We start from the raw sequence: 20,464 nt of genomic DNA, 5'->3' as shown, positions 1-20,464 counted from the left end.
AGATTGGTACCAACGTTTGATGCAACTCATTCCGGATGGTAAGCTCTTTAGTTTGCGTTCGGTCTTTGATGGAATTCCAAGGATTGTCCAGCAACTGCCTACAACCTTGATGTTGACGCTTGGAGGTGCACTCTTTGGTTTGCTACTTGCCCTGATTTTTGCTATTGTTAAGATCAATCGTGTTAAGATTTTATATCCCTTGCAGGCCTTTTTCGTCAGCTTCTTAAAAGGTACCCCAATCCTAGTCCAACTTATGTTGACCTACTACGGAATTCCTTTGTTATTGAAAGCTATCAACCAGCAATGGGGCACTGGTTTTAATATCAATGCGATTCCAGCGGCACTTTTTGCGATTGTGGCCTTTGCTTTTAATGAGGCAGCTTATGCAAGTGAAACGATTCGTGCAGCCATCCTTTCTGTTAATCCAGGTGAAATTGAGGCGGCACGCAGTTTGGGTATGACTCGTGCGCAAGTATACCGTCGTGTGATTATTCCAAATGCAGCAGTGGTAGCGACGCCGACTTTGATTAACTCCCTTATCGGTTTGACCAAGGGAACTTCTCTAGCCTTTAGCGCAGGTGTTGTGGAGGTCTTTGCCCAAGCTCAGATTTTAGGTGGAGCTGATTATCGCTATTTTGAGCGCTTCATCTCCGTTGCCCTTGTTTATTGGGTAGTCAATATTGGAATTGAAAGCCTAGGCCGTTTCATTGAGAGAAGAATGGCTATCTCAGCGCCGGATGCAGTATCTACAGATGTGAAAGGAGACCTTCGTTAATGATTAAGATTTCAAATTTAAGCAAATCCTTTTCAGGACAGACAGTCTTGAATCATCTGAACTTGGATATCAAAAAAGGTGAGGTAGTGGCTTTGATTGGTTCATCTGGAGCTGGGAAATCAACCTTTCTTCGTAGTTTGAACTACCTTGAAACTCCAGATAGTGGAACGATTCAGATTGACAATTTTAAAGTTGATTTTTCTCAGATTAGCCAAGAAGAAATCCTAACCCTTCGTCGCAAGTTATCTATGGTTTTCCAACAGTTCAACTTATTTGAACGCCGAACAGCCCTTGACAATGTAAAGGAAGGTTTGGTTGTTGTTAAGAAATTATCAGATGAGGAAGCAACAAAAATCGCTAAGGAAGAGTTGGCCAAGGTTGGGCTTTCTGACCGTGAACAGCATTATCCTCGCCACTTATCAGGTGGACAAAAGCAACGGGTTGCCCTTGCGCGTGCGCTTGCTATGAAACCAGATGTCTTGCTCTTGGACGAACCCACTTCAGCCCTCGACCCAGAGTTGGTCGGTGAAGTAGAAAAGTCTATTGCAGACGCTGCCAAGTCGGGTCAGACCATGATTTTGGTCAGTCACGATATGTCTTTTGTAGCCCAAGTAGCAGACAAGGTTTTATTCCTAGATAAAGGGAAAATCATCGAGTCTGGCACACCGGATGACATCATCAATCATCCGAAAGAAGAACGAACAAAAGAATTCTTTGCTAGTTACAAACGGACTTATATTTGATATAATAGAAAAAGGAAAACTCAGTTAGTTGGACTAGCTGAGTTTACTCTTTAAAAAAGATAGAAACGAGAGAGATCATGCTACTGCATCTATTTTCTTTGTATTTCGAGAGTTTGATCTTAACGACCATCCTTGTCGTGATTTTTCTGGGAATTTGGATTGGATTGAGAGCCATGTCTGGTGTGGACAAGACAGCCAAAGCTCGCCAAGCTCATCTCTATGATATGATTATGATTGGAGTTTTGGTCGTTCCGGTGTTATCCTTTGCCGTCATGAGTTTGCTCTTGGTTTTCAAGGCATAATCCTTGCGTGACTAGCAAGAATGAGTTAGAATAAAGATAGTTACAACAAGATAGAAGGAATCGAAATGTACGATACGATTATTATCGGTGCTGGACCTGCGGGAATGACAGCTGCCTTATATGCCGCTCGAAGCAATCTGAAAGTGGCTTTGATTGAAGGTGGTCTGCCAGGCGGGCAAATGAATAACACATCTGATATTGAAAACTATCCAGGTTATGCCAACATCAGTGGACCTGAATTGGCTGAAAAGATGTTTGAACCACTTGAAAACCTTGGAGTGGAGCATCTTTATGGCTATGTTGAAAATATTGAAGATCATGCTGACTATAAGAAGGTAATCACTGATGACCAAGTTTACGAAACCCGTACTGTCATCGTGGCAACTGGGTCAAAACACCGTCTCTTGGGAGTTCCCGGAGAAGAGGAACTGAATAGTCGTGGTGTTTCTTACTGTGCAGTCTGTGACGGAGCATTCTTCCGTGACCAAGACTTGCTCGTAGTCGGTGGTGGAGATTCAGCGGTAGAAGAAGCCCTCTTCTTGACACGCTTTGCCAAGTCTGTCACTATTGTTCACCGTCGCGACCAACTTCGTGCCCAAAAGGTTTTGCAAGACCGTGCCTTTGCTAATGAGAAAGTCAACTTTATCTGGGATTCTGTTGTCAAAGAAATCAAAGGTGAAAACCGAGTAGAATCTGTAATTTTTGAAAATGTAAAAACAGGTCAAGTGACAGAACAAGCCTTCGGTGGTGTCTTTATCTATGTTGGTTTGGATCCTGTTAGCGATTTTGTTAAAGAATTGAATATTCAAGACCAGGCAGGCTGGATTGTAACAGACAATCATATGAAAACTAGCGTTGATGGCATCTTTGCAGTTGGGGATGTTCGCCAAAAAGATCTTCGCCAAGTAACAACAGCAGTTGGAGATGGGGCTATCGCTGGTCAAGAAGCTTACAAGTTTATCACCGAACATAGTTAAGAAAAAAAGTTTCCAATCTTTTGATTGGAAACTTTTTTATAGTCGGTTTCGGAAAACTTCGTACATGAGAATGGCTGCAGCCACACTGGCATTGAGACTTTGAACATGTCCATTCATGGGAATGGTAATCATCTCATCGACCTGTTTTTTGATGTTGCTAGAGATGCCTTTTCCTTCATTTCCAATGATGAGGGCGATTTTTCCTTTTGTATTCCACTTGTGGCAAGGGGTACCGTTCATATCCGTTCCAAAGGTCCAGAATCCTTGATCCTTGAGTTTGTCTAGAGTTTGACTGAGGTTGGTCACTCGGGCAATCGGTACATGCTCAATAGCACCTGTGGCCGTTTTGGCAACAACAGGAGTTACACCGACAGCGCGGTGTTTGGGGATAATGACTCCTGAAACATTGGTCGCATCAGCTGTTCGCAAGATTGAACCCAGATTATGAGGGTCAGTTAGACCATCCAGAATCAATAAAAGTGGATTTTCTTCTTGACGTGTTTTTGCAAGGATGTGATCCAGCTCACTATAGGCAAATTCGGACACTCGTAGAACAAAACCTTGGTGAACAGCGCCTTCGGTCATTTCAGAGAGGGATTTTTTTGAAGTCCAAGAAATGGAGACCTTCTTTTCTGTAGCCAGTTCCTTGACTTTCTCAACATTCTTACCTCGAAGATCTTCTTGGAGGTAGAGTTTGTTTCCAGTATTTGCCAGGAGGGCTTCGGTAACGGCGTGGACGCCATAGACAATATCATTTGTTTTCATGCCTCTATTATAACACAAAACCCCGTCTTGCAACGGGATTTTCTTTATTCGAGGATGAGGAGTCCATCTTTGACAGCAAATGGGTCTTTTTCATTGATACGATCGTAAAACATGATTCCGTTTAGATGATCAATTTCGTGTTGGACAACGATAGAGTTGTAGCCTTTGAGCTTGATACGGTGTTTTTCGCCGTCCTTGTCAAAATAATCAACAGTGACACGAGCATGACGAACAACATAGCCTGGCACGTTACGGTCAACAGATAGGCAACCTTCTCCTTCGCCAAGAGCAGCATCTTGAACAGAGTGAGAGACGATTTTTGGATTGTACATAACAGCTTGCAGGTCGTAGGCTTCCTGTGGAGTTTCACCTTCTTCCACAATATTGGGCACTAAAACAGCAATAACGCGTTTTGAGATATCGAGTTGGGGAGCAGCAAGTCCAACACCACCGCGGAGCCCCATCTTTTCAGCCATAACAGGATCTTGGGAATGTTTGAGGAATTGCATCATCTTTTCACCAAGGATGATTTCCTGGTCAGACAGTGGAAAAGTAACCTCCTCAGCAACTGCGCGAAGAGTAGGATTCCCCTCGCGGATAATATCGTTCATATCAATTAAGTGAGCAGCTTTTGTAATACGTTCTATTGCAGACATTTTCTCTCCTTTCATTACCTCTACATGATAACACAAAATAGGCGAGAAAGAAAGTCGCAGAAGTTCCTAAAAAATAATATAATAAACGGTATTCCTCTTTTGTCTGTGGTATAATAAAAGAAAAAACTTGCAGTAAAAGCAAGGGGGGAATAAAGATGGAAAAGCGACAAGATAGACGGTCTCATGACTCTCTTTATGGGGTGTGGAGAACTAGTGTTGATTTCTTTCGGAATTATAAATCCTGGACCAATGCCCAGTTTATTATTGTGTTATTGCTTGCAGTTGCCTTATCCATGGGGGGAAACTTATTAGTTCGAGCAGTACAAGGTAGTAAGGGAACGAGTCCTAGTAGTCAAACTCTTGATTCTGCTAGTACATCTGGTCAATCCAAGGAAAATCAGTCTGGCGAAACGACGGCGCGTATCATGGCAAATGGCGACCTTCTCTACCATATCCCTATCTACCGAACAGCTCTTAAAGAAGATGGAACCTATGATTTCCATGAAAATTTTGAGTATGTAAAACCCTGGCTCAAGCAAGCGGATTTGGTAATTGGTGACTTTGAAGGAACAGTGAACAAGGACCACTATTTGGCAGGTTATCCTCTCTTTAATGCACCAGGAGAAGTCATGGATGCGATCAAGGATGCAGGTTACCAAGTTCTAGATTTGGCTCATAATCATATTTTGGATTCTCAAATTGAGGGAGTAGTTTCAACAGCTCAAGCTATTGAAAAGGCTGGAATGACACCCATCGGAGTCTACACACATGAATCCCGTGACCAAGCACCTATAGTCATCAAGGAAGTCAATGGTATCAAGGTAGCTCTCCTGGCCTATTCCTACGGTTTTAATGGCATTGAGCAGTATATCTCTCAAGAGGACTATAATCGCTATCTTTCTGATCTGAATGAAGATAAGATGAAGGCAGAAATCGAGCGTGCTGAGAAGGAAGCAGATATTACTGTTATTATGCCTCAGATGGGAATTGAGTACCAGCTAGAACCAACGGAAGAACAGAAAACACTGTACCATAAGATGATTGACTGGGGAGCCGATATTATCTTTGGAGGGCACCCTCACGTCGTTGAACCTGCTGAAACAGTTGAAAAAGATGGTGACAAAAAACTGATCATCTACTCCATGGGGAATTTCCTCTCAAATCAACGCATTGAAACCATGCAAGATGAGGAAAATGCCAAGTGGACGGAGCGCGGTGTTCTCATGGATGTAACCATTAAGAAAAAAGATGGCAAGACTAGGATTGAAACGGCAAAGGCACATCCGACATGGGTCAATCGAACACCCAAAGGGACTTACTCTCCAGAAGGCTATCCGCTCTTCCTCTATCAGACCTATATCCTAGAGGACTTCATCGAGGGAGGCAGTCACCGTGACAAGTTGGACGAGGCGACCAAGGAACGAATTGACACGGCCTATAAAGAAATGAATGAACATGTAGGGTTGAAGTGGCAGACGCTCACTCTAAAGGAGATATGATGACGATTAAATTAATTGCAACAGACATGGATGGAACCTTGCTAGACCCGAGAGGGCAGCTAGATCTACCCCGCTTGGAAAAGATTTTAGATCAGCTGGATCAAAGGGATATCCGTTTTGTCATTGCGACGGGGAATGAAGTTCACCGTATGAGGCAATTACTAGAACACTTGGCGAGTAGAGTAGTTCTGGTTGTTGCCAATGGGGCGCGTATTTTTGAAAACAATAAACTGATTCAAGCGCAGACCTGGGATGATGCTATGGTTGACACGGCTTTAGTTCATTTTAAAGGGAGAGAGTGCCGAGATCAGTTTGTCGTAACAGGTATGAAGGGTGGTTTTGTCAAGAAAGGGACTGTTTTTACAGACCTAGAAAAATTTATGACACCAGAGATGATTGAAAAATTTTATCAACGAATGAATTTTGTGGAAGACTTGCAAGCTGACCTCTTCGGTGGAGTGTTAAAGATGAGTATGGTTGTTGGTGAAGAACGCTCTAGTTCTGTTTTGCAGGAAATCAATGACCTCTTTAATGGTCATATAAGAGCCGTTTCTAGCGGTTATGGGTGTATTGACATCCTCCAAACTGGTATTCACAAGGCATGGGGATTGGAAGAATTACTCAAGCGCTGGAATTTGAAATCGGAACAAATCATGGCCTTTGGTGATAGTGAAAACGATGTCGAAATGTTAGAACTGGCTGGAATTGGCTATGCCATGGAAAATGCAGCTGATGAGGTCAAGGCAGTTGCGACTGCCCTAGCACCAGCTAACAGCCAGGCGGGTGTTTATCAGGTCCTAGAAAATTGGTTAGAGAAAGAGGGATAAGGTGGCAGTACAGTTATTAGAGAATTGGCTCTTAAAGGAGCAGGAAAAGATTCAAACCAAGTATCGTGAATTGAATCAAGTTTCTGTTCTAGAGCCAGATATTATCTTTATTGGTGATTCGATTGTGGAGTATTACCCTCTGCAAGAGTTGTTTGGGGTTGCCAAGATGATTGTTAATCGTGGCATCCGAGGCTACCAGACGAGATTGTTATTAGAGAATTTGGATGCCCATCTTTATGGTGATGCTGTGGATCAAATTGTTCTCCTAATTGGGACAAATGATATTGGAAAAGATATTTCCATGAATGAAGCTTTGGATAATCTTGAGAACGTGATCCAATCGATTGCCCGAGAATATCCGCTGTCTCAAATAAAGCTTCTTTCGATACTGCCGGTCAATGAAGGAGAAGAATACAAGCAGACAGTATATATTCGTACCAATGAAAAGATCAGAGAATGGAATCAAGCCTATGAGGCTCTAGCCTCCGCCTATATGCAAGTAAATTTTCTACCAATTTATGATAGTTTGACTGATGCAGAGGGACAACTTAAATCAGCCTATACAACGGATGGTCTCCATCTAAGTGTAGCCGGTTATCAAGCATTATCAGATGCTTTGAAAACGTATCTGTTCTAAAGAATTGGCTTGATTTTGCATTTTTTGTGAAGATAGGTTATAATAGTTCTAACATCCTGGGGTCGTTACGGATTCGACAGGCATTATGAGGCATATTTTGCAACCCGTGTGGCGACGTAAACGCTCAGTTAAATATAACTGCAAAAAATAACACTTCTTACGCTCTAGCTGCCTAAAAAACAGCAGGCGTGACCTGATTTGGATTGCTCGTGTTCAATGACAGGTCTTATGATTAGCGAGATACGATCAAGCCTTGTCTAGTGGTTTGATAAGAGATTAATAGACTCGCAGTTCCTAGGCTTGAGTTATGTGTCGAGGGACTGTTAAAATAATACATAACCTATGGTTGTAGACAAATATGTTGGCAGGTGTTTGGACGTGGGTTCGACTCCCACCGGCTCCATTATGAACGGGTATACAGTAGATTTTTTCCAAATTGTATCCTTCGTTGTATCCTATTTATTCTAGTGTGTTAGTGGAGAATTACTCAAGAGGCTGAAGAGGACGGTTTGCTAAATCGTTAGGTCGGGTAACTGGCGCGGGGGTTCGAATCCCCCATTCTCCGTTAGATAAACCCAGTGTTTTTCTAAACAAATCTGCTTGGAGGTGGTCTCCAAGAGTAAATTTTCATAATGAGGTGAAACATGAAAAAGATCAAGTTACTAAGTATCTTAGCACTTTCGACGGTTGTCTTGGGTGCATGTTCTGTATTTTCTAATCAGTCATCTGAAGCTTCTTCTGATAACAAGGAGAATACAGAACAAGTTGAGAAGAAAGATGAAGCAGCAGAAGTTAAAGAAAAAGTTACAAAAGATGCTGAGATTCTCTTAGACTCAGTTCTTACTAGCGACTCTGCTCGATTTAAGAAGATTTATGGCGACACTTATGAAAAATGGACTGAGGCAGTATTTGCTGTACAAACAAGTGAAAAAATCAAAGAAGAAGGGCTTTCACCTGCGTCTACCTACTCAGTACAATGGCACAAAGATTTCCCTGTAGAAACTCCAGAAGAAACCATTTCAGGTTTCTTGAAGATGAGACGTAGATTATATCAAGATATCGGTTCTTACACTGTTAAAGACGTGAAGGTTGATGAATCAGGAAATACAGCGACTGTTACTTTCAACTCTAAGAAGTTACACTCTAAAGGATTGGCTTCATCTACAAGGGAAGTTCTCACTACTCTTATTGGAGGTGTTGATAACCTAGGTAAATACAATCAAGCTGGTTCAAACGTTGACATCAAGCGTTACCAAACATTGGTTTCTTACTGGATTTTTGAGCATCTATTCAAGAAAGATTTCTCAACCTACAGTGACGTTGACCCTAACTTAGCTCATACACCTTTCACTACTGGTGATTTTGATACTGAAATCAAATTAACAAAGGATAAGGATGGAAACTGGCTGATTTCTCAAGAAGATTACCGTACTTTGGCGACAGAGTTGCTTGATGATACAGAAGGTTATGATAAAATTGTCCGTAAAAACTCAACGAAGTCTAATGATAAATCAACAGACAAGTCTTCTGATAAATCTTCAAACAAATCCACTGATAAATCAACAGACAAATCTTCAGATAAAAAAGATAAAAGCAATATCTAATCTTTAGATTTAAAAGAAAAACAAGTAGTCAAAATAAACTACTTGTTTTTTTATGAATTAGGATAGGGAAGGATACAGAAAAATGTGATGTGATAGTTAGAGTAACTCAGCCTTTCATTTCTAGATATTGTTCTTAGAACGATAAAAAAACTGCATTGAGGTGCAGTTTTTCTTTTTTCTACGGAAGACATGGGATTCGAACCCACGCACGCTGTTACACGCCTACCGCGTTTCCAACACGGCCTCTTAAGCCTCTTGAGTAATCTTCCAATACTTACTCAAATAGTCTACCATAAAGCCACTTATCTTGCAATAAAAATTTTGGAAATAAGAAAAATGATAGAATTTGAAAGAAAATGATAAAAAATGCTTGACTTTGGTAGAGAATGTGCTAGAATGAATAGTGTAAACGATAACAGGAGGTGGTTTGGTGTTAAAAACTGAGCGGAAGCAACTGATTTTAGAGGAGTTAAATCAACATCATGTAGTTTCCCTAGAAAAATTGGTTAGTCTATTAGAAACATCAGAATCGACAGTACGAAGAGATTTGGACGAGTTGGAGGCGGAAAACAAGCTTCGCCGTGTTCATGGTGGAGCAGAACTACCTCACTCCTTGCAGGAAGAAGAAACCATCCAAGAAAAATCTGTCAAAAACCTTCAAGAGAAGAAGTTACTGGCTCAAAAAGCAGCCTCTCTTATCAAGGAACAAGATGTTATCTTTATTGATGCTGGAACGACAACTGCTTTTTTAATCAAGGAATTGGTTAATAAGAATATTACAGTTGTAACTAACTCCATTCACCATGCGGTTCAGTTGGTTGAAAAACAGATTCCAACTGTCATGGTTGGAGGAAGTGTCAAAATGGCAACAGATGCATGTATCGGTGGTGTTGCTCTTAACCAAATCAATCAATTGCACTTTGACCGTGCCTTTATCGGGATGAATGGTGTGGACGATGGTTATTATACGACTCCTGATATGGAGGAGGGAGCCGTGAAGCGTGCTATCTTAGAGAATGCCAAACAAACCTATGTCTTGGTGGATTCATCAAAGATTGGTCAAACTTGCTTTGCAAAGGTAGCACCACTTAAACGCGCTATTGTCATCACAAGTCAAGGGCATGAGCTCTTGCAGGTTATTAAGAAGAAAACGGAGGTAATAGAAGTATGATTTATACAGTCACACTCAATCCATCCATTGACTATATCGTTCGCTTAGACAAAGTAGAAGTCGGTAGTGTCAATCGAATGGACAGTGATGATAAGTTTGCTGGTGGGAAAGGAATCAATGTTAGCCGTGTTTTGAAGCGCTTGGATATTCCTAATACTGCGACTGGATTTATCGGAGGATTTACTGGTAAATTTATCACAGATACTTTGGCAGAAGAGGAAATTGAGACACGTTTTGTCCAAGTAGCAGAAGATACTCGCATCAATGTCAAGATTAAAGCAGACCAAGAAACAGAAATCAACGGGACTGGTCCAAATGTGGAACCGGCTCAGCTAGAAGAGTTGAAAGCTATTTTGTCTAGTCTGACAGCAGATGATACGGTTGTGTTTGCGGGTTCGAGTGCTAAGAATCTAGGTAATGTTATTTACAAAGATTTGATTGCCTTGACACGCCAGACTGGTGCGCAAGTGGTTTGTGACTTTGAAGGACAGACCTTGATTGATAGTTTGGACTACCAGCCACTTTTGGTTAAACCAAACAATCACGAGCTTGGAGCTATCTTTGGAGTGAAACTCGAAAGTTTAGATGAAATCGAGAACTATGCTCGTGAGTTACTAGCTAAAGGTGCACAAAACGTCATCATCTCTATGGCTGGAGACGGTGCCCTTCTTGTCACATCTGAGGGAGCTTACTTCGCTAAACCTATCAAGGGAACAGTCAAAAATTCAGTCGGGGCTGGTGACTCTATGGTCGCTGGATTTACAGGTGAATTTGTCAAATCAAAAGATGCAGTAGAAGCCTTCAAATGGGGGGTAGCTTGTGGAACGGCAACGACCTTCTCGGATGACTTGGCAACAGCGGAATTTATTAAAGAAACATATGAAAAAGTTGAGGTAGAAAAACGATGAAAATTCAAGACCTATTGAGAAAAGATGTCATGTTGTTGGATTTACAGGCAACTGAAAAAACAGCTGTCATCGAAGAGATGATTAAAAGCTTGGTAGATCACGGTTATGTGACAGATTTTGAAACCTTTAAAGAAGGAATTTTGGCGCGTGAAGCTCTCACTTCCACTGGTTTGGGTGACGGAATTGCTATGCCTCACAGCAAGAACTCTGCTGTAAAAGAAGCGACCGTTCTTTTTGCTAAGTCAAACAAGGGTGTTGACTATGAGAGTTTGGATGGGCAACCAACTGATCTCTTCTTCATGATTGCGGCACCAGAAGGTGCTAATGATACTCACTTGGCAGCCTTAGCAGAATTGTCTCAATACCTGATGAAAGATGGCTTTGCGGATAAACTTCGTCAAGTAACTTCGCCTGATCAAGTGATTGAGCTCTTTGACCAAGCTTCGGAAAAAACAGAAGAAGCTGCTGTGGTTGAACCTGCAAATAAAGGTGGAGACTTCCTTGTAGCTGTAACAGCATGTACTACAGGAATTGCTCATACCTACATGGCACAAGAGGCCTTGCAAAAAGTTGCAGCTGAAATGGGTGTTGGTATCAAGGTTGAAACCAACGGTGCTAGCGGTGTTGGTAACCAACTAACTGCAGAGGATATCCGCAAGGCTAAAGCTGTTATCATCGCTGCTGACAAGGCTGTTGAGATGGATCGTTTCGATGGAAAACCTTTGGTTAACCGTCCAGTTGCAGACGGTATCCGTAAGACTGAAGAATTGATCAACTTGGCTCTTTCAGGAGACGCTGAAGTTTATCGTGCTGCTAATGGAGCAAAAGCTGCAACAGCATCTAATGAAAAACAAAGTATCGGTGGTGCTTTCTACAAACACTTGATGAGTGGTGTATCTCAAATGTTGCCATTCGTTATCGGTGGTGGTATCATGATTGCCCTCGCCTTCTTAATCGACGGAGCTTTTGGTGTGCCACAAGATAGTCTTGGCAATCTCGGATCCTACCATGAACTAGCTTCTATGTTCATGAAAATTGGTGGAGCAGCCTTTGGCTTGATGCTTCCAGTTTTTGCAGGATACGTAGCCTACTCTATCGCTGAAAAACCAGGTTTAGTAGCTGGTTTCGTTGCTGGTGCTATTGCTAAAGAAGGTTTTGCCTTTGGTAAAATTCCTTATGCTGCAGGTGGTGAAGCAACTTCTACTCTTGCAGGTGTCTCATCTGGTTTCCTAGGTGCCCTTGTTGGTGGATTTATCGCAGGAGCCTTGGTTCTTGCTATCAAGAAATACGTTAAAGTTCCTCGTTCACTTGAAGGTGCTAAATCTATCCTTATCCTACCGCTTTTCGGAACAATCTTGACAGGATTTGTTATGTTGGCTGTCAACATTCCAATGGCAGCAATCAACACTGCTATGAATGACTTCCTAGGTGGTCTTGGAGGAGGTTCAGCTGTCCTTCTTGGTATCGTTCTTGGAGGCATGATGGCTGTTGACATGGGTGGACCAGTCAACAAAGCTGCTTATGTCTTTGGTACAGGTACGCTTGCAGCGACTGTTTCTTCAGGTGGTTCTGTAGCTATGGCGGCAGTTATGGCTGGAGGAATGGTTCCACCACTTGCCATCTTTGTCGCAACCCTTCTTTTCAAAGATAAATTTACTAAAGAAGAACGCAACTCTGGTTTGACAAACATCATCATGGGCTTGTCATTTATCACTGAGGGAGCGATTCCATTTGGTGCCGCTGACCCAGCTCGTGCGATCCCAAGCTTTATCCTTGGATCAGCAGTAGCAGGTGGACTCGTTGGTCTTGCAGGAATCAAACTCATGGCGCCACACGGAGGAATCTTCGTTATCGCTCTTACTTCAAATGCCCTTCTCTACCTTGCCTCTGTCTTGGTTGGCGCAATTGTAAGTGGTGTGGTTTATGGTTACCTACGCAAGCCACAAGCATAAAATGGATTAGAATAGAAAGATTGTTACCATTTGGTGCAATCTTTTTCTCTATTCGAAATGGCTGTGAAATATGGTATAATAGAAGAATGGCAAACAAGAATACTACAAAAACAAGACGGAGACCGTCTAAAGCAGAACTTGAAAGAAAACAGGCTATCCAGAGGATGTTGATTTCCTTAGGAATTGCCTTATTGTTGATTATTGCAGCCCTCAAACTCGGCGCGGCAGGTGTCACTCTTTACAATCTCATTCGACTGGTGGTTGGAAGTTTGGCCTATGTGGCCATTGGTGCCCTTCTCATTTATCTCTTTCTATTTAAATGGATCCGCAAGCAAGAGGGACTTCTATCAGGATTTCTCTGTATCTTTGCTGGCTTGCTCTTGATTTTTGAGGCCTACTTGGTATGGAAATATGGCTTGGAGCAGTCAGTCCTAAAAGGGACCCTGTCTCAAGTTATGACGGACCTGACTGGTATGCGGGTGACTAGCTTTGCTGGTGGAGGCCTGCTTGGTGTCGGACTTTATATTCCCATAGCCTTTCTTTTCTCAAATATCGGGTCGTACTTTATTGGAGTTCTTTTGATTCTAGTTGGGGCACTCTTGATCAGTCCTTGGTCTATTTATGATGTTGCAGCCTTTATTGGAGCTCAGTTTAGATCCTTCATGGAAAAACAGGAACAGAGAAAACAGGAACGCTTCATCAAGAGAGAAGAAGAGAAGGCACGTCAAGAAGCTGAAGAAGCTGCCAGAATTCAGAGAGAACAAGAAGAACAGGATGCATTACCGCTTCCTCCTGTAGATCCTGAAACGGGAGAAATCTTATCAGAAGTACCAGTCTACGATTTCCCACCAATTCCTGAGGAAGAATGGATTGAACCGGAGATTATTCTCCCTCAAACTGACTTTGACGTTTCAGATGTGGAAGAAGATTTTGAGGATGAAGAGGTGCAGGTTGATTTTTCTGCCAAGGAAGCCCTCGAATACAAGCTACCAAGCTTGCAACTCTTTGCGCCAGATAAACCCAAAGATCAATCCAAGGAAAAGAAGATTGTTCGAGAAAACATCAAAATCCTAGAAGAAACCTTTGCTAGCTTTGGTATCAAGGTGACGGTGGAACGAGCTGAAATTGGACCATCTGTTACAAAATATGAAGTCAAGCCAGCCGTTGGTGTACGGGTTAACCGTATTTCCAATCTGGCAGATGACCTAGCTCTAGCTCTGGCGGCCAAGGATGTTCGGATTGAGGCTCCGATCCCTGGTAAATCCCTAGTCGGAATTGAAGTACCCAACTCTGAGATTGCGACCGTTTCCTTCCGTGAACTCTGGGAACAGTCTCAGACTAAACCAGAAAATCTCCTCGAAATTCCTCTGGGTAAGGCTGTCAATGGAACTGCTCGAACCTTTGATCTTTCCAAGATGCCCCACCTACTGGTTGCAGGTTCGACGGGATCAGGGAAATCAGTTGCAGTTAACGGTATTATCGCTAGCATTCTGATGAAAGCAAGACCCGACCAGGTCAAGTTTATGATGGTCGATCCTAAGATGGTTGAGTTATCCGTTTACAATGACATTCCTCACCTCTTGATTCCAGTTGTGACAAATCCACGCAAGGCCAGCAAGGCTCTGCAAAAGGTTGTGGATGAGATGGAAAACCGTTACGAACTCTTTGCTAAGGTTGGAGTACGAAATATCGCTGGCTACAATGCCAAGGTCGAGGAATTTAATAGCCAATCTGAGTACAAACAAGTACCGCTGCCTTTGATTGTTGTCATTGTGGATGAGTTGGCAGACCTCATGATGGTGGCTAGCAAGGAAGTAGAAGATGCCATCATTCGTCTCGGACAGAAGGCGCGTGCCGCAGGGATTCACATGATTCTCGCAACACAGCGCCCATCGGTTGATGTCATCTCTGGTCTTATCAAGGCCAATGTCCCCTCTCGTGTGGCTTTTGCAGTTTCATCGGGAACAGATTCACGCACCATCTTGGATGAGAATGGAGCAGAAAAACTGCTCGGTCGAGGAGATATGCTCTTTAAACCAATTGATGAAAATCATCCAGTCCGTCTACAAGGATCCTTTATCTCAGATGATGATGTCGAACGCATCGTAAACTTCATCAAGGCTCAGGCAGATGCGGACTACGATGACAGCTTTGATCCAGGAGATGTCCCTGAAAATGAAGGAGATCTCTCTGACGGAGAAGCTGGCGGCGATCCGCTTTTTGAAGAAGCTAAGGATTTGGTTATCGAAACCCAGAAAGCTAGCGCTTCGATGATTCAGCGTCGTTTGTCAGTTGGATTTAATCGTGCGACCCGCCTGATGGAAGAACTCGAAATGGCAGGTATCATAGGTCCAGCTGAGGGAACCAAACCACGAAAAGTATTGCAACAATAAAAAAATAACTTCTTTCCAAATTTGGAAAGAAGTTATTTTTGTGATTACTGGTTCGTTTTAGTTTCAGAACTCGTCGTATTTGACTGTGTTCCGTTATCGCTAGTTTCTTTTGTTGAGGAAGGTGTAGAAGGATCCTGAGTTGTTGTTTTCTGATCTTCTTTTTTCTCCTCTTTTTTATTGGATTGAGAAGTTTCTTCTTGCGTGGTATTTTCTTTAGTAGAAGTGTTGTCCCTGTTAGGAGTAGTATTTTCCTGAGGGGATTCTTTTTGAATTTCCTTGACAACAGTTGTTTGAGTTGTCGTCGGTTCTTTCTTGTTGTTTTTGTTATTATCCATAGCGTTCATGATGGTAATAGTAGCGGTGATGAGACCAAGGATACTACCGATGGTAGCAATCGTTTTTTGAAAGACAGTAAAGCCCTTTTTGATGTGTTCTGTTTTTGGTTTTGAAGTTCTACGATAGTTAGACATGATACTCTCCTTTAATTATGATTTATTATACCTCATTTCTTTAAAAAAATCTTAAAAAAAGAGAAACCTCCCTTTCTTGTCGCAGGTCTCTTTTCGTGATACAATAGAAGGAGTGATTTTAGAAAGCGTGAGAAAACATGATCTACTTTGATAATTCGGCGACAACCAAGCCTTATCCTGAAGCACTTGAAACCTACATGCAGGTCGCTTCAAAAATTGTAGGAAATCCATCTAGTCTCCATCGTTTGGGAGATCAGGCAACACGAATTTTAGATGCTTCCCGGCAGCAAATTGCAGATTTGATTGGCAAGAAAAGTGATGAAATCTTCTTTACCTCAGGTGGTACAGAAGGAGATAACTGGGTCATCAAGGGTGTGGCCTTTGAAAAAGCCCAGTTTGGCAAGCACATTATTGTGTCAGCTATTGAACATCCAGCAGTCAAGGAATCAGCCCTTTGGCTTAAAAGTCAAGGTTTTGAGGTGGATATTGCCCCAGTTGATAGCAGAGGATTTGTGGATGTTGAGGCTCTAGCGAATTTGATACGACCTGATACGATCCTCGTTTCCATCATGGCAGTTAACAATGAAATCGGCTCTATCCAGCCTATTGAGGCTATTTCGAAACTGTTAGCAGATAAGCCAACTATTTCCTTCCACGTTGATGCAGTTCAGGCACTCGCTAAGATTCCGACAGAGGAGTATTTAACTGATCGAGTGGATTTCGCAACCTTTTCGAGTCATAAGTTTCATGGTGTCAGAGGTGTTGGCTTTGTCTATATCAAGTCTGGTAAGAAAATTACGCCTCTTTTGACTGGTGGTGGTCAGGAGCGAGACTATCGTTCGACAACTGAAAATGTGGCAGGGATTGCAGCGACAGCCAAATCTCTCCGTTTATCTATGGAAAAGTTAGATATCTTTACTAATAAGATAGGGCAGATGAAATCAGTCATTCGCCAAGCGCTTTTGGACTATCCAGATATTTTTGTCTTTTCAGCTGAGGAAGACTTTGCCCCTCATATCCTGACTTTTGGGATTAAAGGTGTTCGTGGTGAAGTCATTGTTCACGCTTTTGAAGACTATGACATTTTCATTTCGACAACCTCTGCTTGTTCGTCCAAGGCAGGAAAACCCGCAGGGACCTTGATTGCCATGGGAGTGGACAAGGATAAGGCCCAGTCAGCTGTTCGCCTAAGCCTAGACTTGGAAAATGATATGAGTCAAGTCGAGCAGTTTTTGACCAAGCTAAAATTAATTTACAATCAAACTAGAAAAGTAAGATAGGAGCATTTATGCAGTATTCAGAAATTATGATTCGTTACGGAGAATTGTCAACCAAGCACAAAAATCGTATGCGTTTCATCAATAAACTTCGTAATAATATTTCAGACGTTTTGTCTATATATCCCCAGGTTAAGGTAACCGCAGATCGCGACCGTGCCCACGCTTACCTCAATGGAGCAGATTACACAGCAGTAGCAGAATCGCTCAAACAAGTCTTTGGGATTCAAAATTTTTCTCCTGTGTATAAGATTGAAAAGTCAGTGGAAGTTCTGAAGTCTGCTGTCCAAGAGATTATGAAGGAAATCTACAAGGAAGGCATGACCTTTAAAATCACTAGCAAGCGTAGCGATCACAACTTTGAATTGGACAGTCGTGAACTCAATCAAACTCTTGGTGGAGCTGTTTTCGAGGCTATTCCAAACGTGCAAGCTCAGATGAAAAATCCAGATATTAATCTTCAGGTTGAGATTCGTGAAGAGGCTGCCTATCTTTCCTATGAAACTTTTCGTGGAGCAGGAGGATTACCTGTGGGAAGTTCTGGTAAAGGTATGCTCATGTTGTCAGGAGGAATTGATTCACCTGTGGCAGGTTATCTAGCTCTTAAACGTGGGGTAGATATTGAAGCCGTCCACTTTGCTAGCCCGCCATACACAAGTCCTGGTGCCCTCAAGAAAGCCCACGATTTGACTCGGAAATTGACCAAGTTTGGGGGCAATATCCAGTTTATCGAGGTGCCTTTCACAGAGATTCAAGAGGAAATCAAGGCTAAAGCGCCAGAAGCCTACCTTATGACCTTGACACGACGTTTTATGATGCGGATTACCGACCGTATTCGTGAGATACGAAAAGGTTTAATTATCATTAATGGGGAAAGTCTTGGTCAAGTAGCCAGCCAGACCTTGGAAAGCATGCAGACTATCAACGCTGTGACCAGCACTCCAGTCATTCGTCCCTTGGTTACCATGGACAAGTTGGAAATCATTGACATCGCGCAGGAAATCGATACCTTTGAAATTTCAATCCAGCCTTTTGAAGACTGCTGTACTATTTTTGCACCTGACCGTCCTAAGACCAATCCTAAGATAGAGAATGCAGAGCAGTATGAAAAACGCATGGATGTTGAAGGCTTGGTTGAGCGAGCAGTGGCTGGGATTATGATTACTGAAATCACTCCCCAGGTTGAAAAAGATGCTGTCGATGAGTTAATTGACAATCTCCTCTAATCAGAAAATCCAGAAGAATTCAGAAAAACAAATGAAGAAAGTTAGTTATTTATCCTTAAAATGGACATTAACTGACTTTTTTTCTATTTTTGTGGTATAATAAGATAAAATTTTGAATATAGAGAGTTTTCTGACAATGAATCATTCCTACTTTTACTTAAAAATGAAAGAACACAAACTCAAGGTTCCTTATACAGGAAAGGAGCGTCGTGTGCGTGTTCTTCTGCCTAAAGACTACGAGAAAGACACAGATCGTTTTTATCCTGTTGTTTACTTTCATGATGGACAAAATGTCTTTTACAGCAAGGAGTCTTATATCGGACACTCTTGGAAGATTATTCCAGCCATTAAGCGAAATCCTGATATCAGTCGCATGATTGTCGTTGCCATAGATAATGATGGTATGGGGCGGATGAATGAGTATGCAGCTTGGAAGTTTCAAGAATCTCCTATCCCAGGCCAGCAGTTTGGTGGTAAGGGTGTGGAGTATGCCGAGTTTGTCATGGAAGTGGTCAAGCCTTTTATCGATGAAACCTATCGTACCAAAGCTGATCGCCAGCACACGGCTATGATTGGTTCGTCACTAGGAGGCAATATTACCCAGTTTATCGGACTGGAATACCAAGATCGAATTGGTTGTCTAGGTGTCTTCTCATCTGCCAACTGGCTTCACCAAGAAGCCTTTAACCGCTATATCGAGCGCAAGAAATTGTCGCCTGAACAGCGCATTTTCATCTATGTAGGAACAGAAGAAGCAGATGATACGGACAAGACCTTGATGGCTGGCAATATCAAACAAGCCTATATCGACTCGTCGCTTCGCTATTACCGTGATTTGATTGCAGGTGGAGTACACTTGGATAATCTTGTCTTGAAAGTTCAGTCTGGTGCCATCCATAGTGAGATTCCATGGTCGGAAAATTTACCAGACTGTCTCCGATTTTTTGCAGAGAAATGGTAAGTTAAGAAAGGAGAAAGCCAATGCATATTGAAAACCTCAGCCACTGGAGTGGCAATCTCAACCGTGAAATGTATCTCAACCGTTATGGACATGCTGGGATTCCAGTTGTTGTTTTTGCTTCATCTGGTGGCAGTCACAATGAATACTATGATTTTGGCATGATTGATGCCTGTGCTTCCTTTATCGAGGAAGGGCGCGTCCAATTTTTTACTCTCTCCAGTGTTGACAGTGAGAGCTGGCTAGCCACTTGGAAAAATGGTCATGACCAAGCGGAGATGCATCGTGCCTACGAACGCTATGTGATTGAGGAGGCCATTCCTTTTATCAAGCATAAGACAGGTTGGTTTGACGGAATGATGACGACAGGTTGCTCCATGGGGGCCTACCATGCACTCAATTTCTTCCTCCAGCATCCAGATGTCTTTACCAAGGTGATTGCTCTCAGTGGTGTTTATGACGCACGTTTCTTCGTTGGCGATTACTACAATGATGATGCTATTTACCAAAACTCGCCAGTCGATTATATTTGGAATCAGAATGACGGCTGGTTTATCGATCGTTACCGTCAGGCAGAAATCGTCGTTTGTACGGGTCTCGGTGCCTGGGAACAAGATGGTCTGCCATCTTTCTACAAGCTCAAAGAAGCCTTTGACCAGAAACAAATTCCAGCCTGGTTTGCTGAATGGGGACACGATGTCGCCCACGACTGGGAATGGTGGCGTAAACAAATGCCTTATTTTCTTGGACACTTGTATCTATAAAAGGAGTTGCCTATGAATTACCTTGTTATTTCTCCCTACTATCCGCAAAACTTCCAACAGTTTACAATCGAGTTAGCTAATAAAGGCATCACCGTTTTGGGAATTGGTCAGGAGCCTTACGAACAACTAGATGAGCCTTTGCGCAATAGCCTAACTGAGTATTTCCGTGTAGACAATCTTGAGAACATAGACGAAGTCAAACGTGCTGTAGCCTTTCTTTTCTACAAGCATGGACCTATCGACCGTATCGAGTCCCACAATGAATACTGGCTTGAGCTGGACGCAATACTCAGAGAACAATTCAATGTTTTTGGTGCCAAACCGGAGGATCTCAAAAAGACCAAGTTTAAGTCTGAGATGAAGAAACTATTCAAAAAAGCAGATGTCCCTGTGGTACCTGGAGCTGTTATCCAGACGGAAGCAGATGTGGATAAAGCAGTGAAAGAAATCGGTCTACCAATGATTGCCAAACCTGATAATGGAGTGGGAGCGGCAGCAACCTTTAAGCTTGAGACAGAAGAAGATGTAAATCACTTCAAGGCTGAATGGGACCATTCTAC

General features: G+C 42.5%; 20 protein-coding genes, 2 tRNA genes and 1 other RNA gene. 19 read left to right on the top strand and 4 right to left on the bottom strand.

What is annotated here, in order from left to right; translation table 11 throughout:
• From HMPREF0849_RS01510 to trxB, 4 genes are all read left to right on the top strand, one after another.
• Window positions 1–775, top strand: a 775-nt coding sequence (locus tag HMPREF0849_RS01510; RefSeq protein WP_009013502.1) for an amino acid ABC transporter permease, incomplete at its 5' end; no start/stop codon positions are given.
• Window positions 775–1,518, top strand: coding sequence for an amino acid ABC transporter ATP-binding protein (locus tag HMPREF0849_RS01505; protein WP_000590993.1), 744 nt, complete (start codon window positions 775–777; stop codon window positions 1,516–1,518). The genes HMPREF0849_RS01510 and HMPREF0849_RS01505, both read left to right, overlap by 1 nt.
• Before the next feature lie 77 nt (window positions 1,519–1,595).
• A complete protein-coding gene (locus tag HMPREF0849_RS01500) occupies window positions 1,596–1,820 on the top strand; it encodes a DUF4059 family protein (protein WP_000924294.1) in 225 nt (74 codons plus the stop codon).
• Between the two features lie 65 nt (window positions 1,821–1,885).
• Window positions 1,886–2,797 carry a thioredoxin-disulfide reductase gene (gene trxB / locus HMPREF0849_RS01495; RefSeq protein ID WP_000272328.1) on the top strand — a complete coding sequence of 304 codons (912 nt, stop codon included), beginning with the start codon at window positions 1,886–1,888 and terminating at the stop codon, window positions 2,795–2,797.
• 36 nt (window positions 2,798–2,833) lie between these two features.
• Here the strand turns inward: trxB and rlmB are convergent, their stop codons facing one another.
• Both rlmB and def read right to left on the bottom strand, forming a co-directional pair.
• On the bottom strand, window positions 2,834–3,562 hold the full coding sequence (rlmB, locus tag HMPREF0849_RS01490; protein ID WP_000855744.1) for a 23S rRNA (guanosine(2251)-2'-O)-methyltransferase RlmB: 729 nt from the start codon (window positions 3,560–3,562) through the stop codon (window positions 2,834–2,836).
• A gap of 44 nt (window positions 3,563–3,606) precedes the next feature.
• On the bottom strand, window positions 3,607–4,218 hold the full coding sequence (def, locus tag HMPREF0849_RS01485) for a peptide deformylase (RefSeq protein WP_001272960.1): 612 nt from the start codon (window positions 4,216–4,218) through the stop codon (window positions 3,607–3,609).
• A 155-nt stretch (window positions 4,219–4,373) separates the two neighbouring features.
• On the opposite strand from def, the gene HMPREF0849_RS10135 reads away from it, so the two are divergent.
• The 6 genes from HMPREF0849_RS10135 (at window position 4,374) to HMPREF0849_RS01455 (ending at window position 8,785) form a co-directional block, all read left to right on the top strand.
• On the top strand, window positions 4,374–5,717 hold the full coding sequence (locus tag HMPREF0849_RS10135; protein WP_000415540.1) for a CapA family protein: 1,344 nt from the start codon (window positions 4,374–4,376) through the stop codon (window positions 5,715–5,717).
• Window positions 5,717–6,544 carry an HAD family hydrolase gene (locus tag HMPREF0849_RS01470; RefSeq protein ID WP_000152917.1) on the top strand — a complete coding sequence of 276 codons (828 nt, stop codon included), beginning with the start codon at window positions 5,717–5,719 and terminating at the stop codon, window positions 6,542–6,544. The genes HMPREF0849_RS10135 and HMPREF0849_RS01470 overlap by 1 nt, the downstream gene beginning before the upstream one ends.
• A 1-nt stretch (window position 6,545) precedes the next feature.
• Entirely contained in the window at window positions 6,546–7,181 is a 636-nt protein-coding gene (locus tag HMPREF0849_RS01465) for an SGNH/GDSL hydrolase family protein (protein ID WP_000290633.1), read from the top strand.
• Between the two features lie 58 nt (window positions 7,182–7,239).
• Window positions 7,240–7,587: a transfer-messenger RNA gene (gene ssrA / locus HMPREF0849_RS10130) on the top strand.
• A gap of 71 nt (window positions 7,588–7,658) precedes the next feature.
• Window positions 7,659–7,746: transfer RNA gene (locus HMPREF0849_RS01460), tRNA-Ser, on the top strand.
• A 79-nt stretch (window positions 7,747–7,825) separates the two neighbouring features.
• Window positions 7,826–8,785, top strand: a complete 960-nt coding sequence (locus HMPREF0849_RS01455) for a hypothetical protein (protein WP_000721422.1) — start codon at window positions 7,826–7,828, stop codon at window positions 8,783–8,785.
• A gap of 181 nt (window positions 8,786–8,966) precedes the next feature.
• Here HMPREF0849_RS01455 and HMPREF0849_RS01450 read toward each other — a convergent pair.
• A tRNA-Ser gene (locus tag HMPREF0849_RS01450) sits at window positions 8,967–9,054 on the bottom strand.
• A gap of 161 nt (window positions 9,055–9,215) precedes the next feature.
• Here HMPREF0849_RS01450 and HMPREF0849_RS01445 point away from each other — a divergent pair.
• The 4 genes from HMPREF0849_RS01445 to HMPREF0849_RS01430 all read left to right on the top strand — a co-directional run bounded on the left by HMPREF0849_RS01445 (window position 9,216) and on the right by HMPREF0849_RS01430 (window position 15,209).
• Window positions 9,216–9,956 (top strand): DeoR/GlpR family DNA-binding transcription regulator, encoded by a 741-nt coding sequence (locus tag HMPREF0849_RS01445; protein ID WP_000920661.1) that lies wholly within the window; start codon window positions 9,216–9,218, stop codon window positions 9,954–9,956.
• On the top strand, window positions 9,953–10,864 hold the full coding sequence (gene pfkB, locus HMPREF0849_RS01440; RefSeq protein WP_000640770.1) for a 1-phosphofructokinase: 912 nt from the start codon (window positions 9,953–9,955) through the stop codon (window positions 10,862–10,864). Before HMPREF0849_RS01445 ends, pfkB begins: the two co-directional genes overlap by 4 nt.
• Entirely contained in the window at window positions 10,861–12,816 is a 1,956-nt protein-coding gene (locus HMPREF0849_RS01435; protein ID WP_000701475.1) for a PTS fructose transporter subunit IIABC, read from the top strand. The genes pfkB and HMPREF0849_RS01435 overlap by 4 nt, the downstream gene beginning before the upstream one ends.
• Before the next feature lie 86 nt (window positions 12,817–12,902).
• The gene (locus HMPREF0849_RS01430; protein WP_009013499.1) at window positions 12,903–15,209 is read left to right on the top strand and encodes a DNA translocase FtsK; all 2,307 of its coding nucleotides are present in this window, start codon (window positions 12,903–12,905) and stop codon (window positions 15,207–15,209) included.
• A gap of 44 nt (window positions 15,210–15,253) precedes the next feature.
• On the opposite strand, the gene HMPREF0849_RS01425 is transcribed toward HMPREF0849_RS01430, so the two are convergent.
• Window positions 15,254–15,679 carry a DUF6556 family protein gene (locus tag HMPREF0849_RS01425; RefSeq protein ID WP_000073916.1) on the bottom strand — a complete coding sequence of 142 codons (426 nt, stop codon included), beginning with the start codon at window positions 15,677–15,679 and terminating at the stop codon, window positions 15,254–15,256.
• 137 nt (window positions 15,680–15,816) lie between these two features.
• Between HMPREF0849_RS01425 and HMPREF0849_RS01420 the strand changes: the two genes are divergently transcribed.
• From HMPREF0849_RS01420 to HMPREF0849_RS01400, 5 genes are all read left to right on the top strand, one after another.
• On the top strand, window positions 15,817–16,959 hold the full coding sequence (locus tag HMPREF0849_RS01420; protein ID WP_000638935.1) for a cysteine desulfurase family protein: 1,143 nt from the start codon (window positions 15,817–15,819) through the stop codon (window positions 16,957–16,959).
• 8 nt (window positions 16,960–16,967) lie between these two features.
• The gene (gene thiI, locus HMPREF0849_RS01415) at window positions 16,968–18,182 is read left to right on the top strand and encodes a tRNA uracil 4-sulfurtransferase ThiI (RefSeq protein ID WP_001200091.1); all 1,215 of its coding nucleotides are present in this window, start codon (window positions 16,968–16,970) and stop codon (window positions 18,180–18,182) included.
• A gap of 136 nt (window positions 18,183–18,318) precedes the next feature.
• A complete protein-coding gene (locus HMPREF0849_RS01410) occupies window positions 18,319–19,143 on the top strand; it encodes an alpha/beta hydrolase (RefSeq protein WP_001016817.1) in 825 nt (274 codons plus the stop codon).
• Between the two features lie 20 nt (window positions 19,144–19,163).
• The gene (locus tag HMPREF0849_RS01405; RefSeq protein ID WP_000546816.1) at window positions 19,164–19,904 is read left to right on the top strand and encodes an esterase family protein; all 741 of its coding nucleotides are present in this window, start codon (window positions 19,164–19,166) and stop codon (window positions 19,902–19,904) included.
• Between the two features lie 12 nt (window positions 19,905–19,916).
• The coding region (locus tag HMPREF0849_RS01400) for an ATP-grasp domain-containing protein (protein WP_009013498.1) at window positions 19,917–20,464 on the top strand (548 nt) is incomplete at its 3' end.

The organism is Streptococcus sp. C300 (assembly GCF_000187645.1).
In the GTDB taxonomy this organism is placed as follows: Bacteria; Bacillota; Bacilli; order Lactobacillales; family Streptococcaceae; genus Streptococcus; species Streptococcus oralis_CQ.
This window is presented reverse-complemented; position numbering and strand designations above follow the sequence as displayed.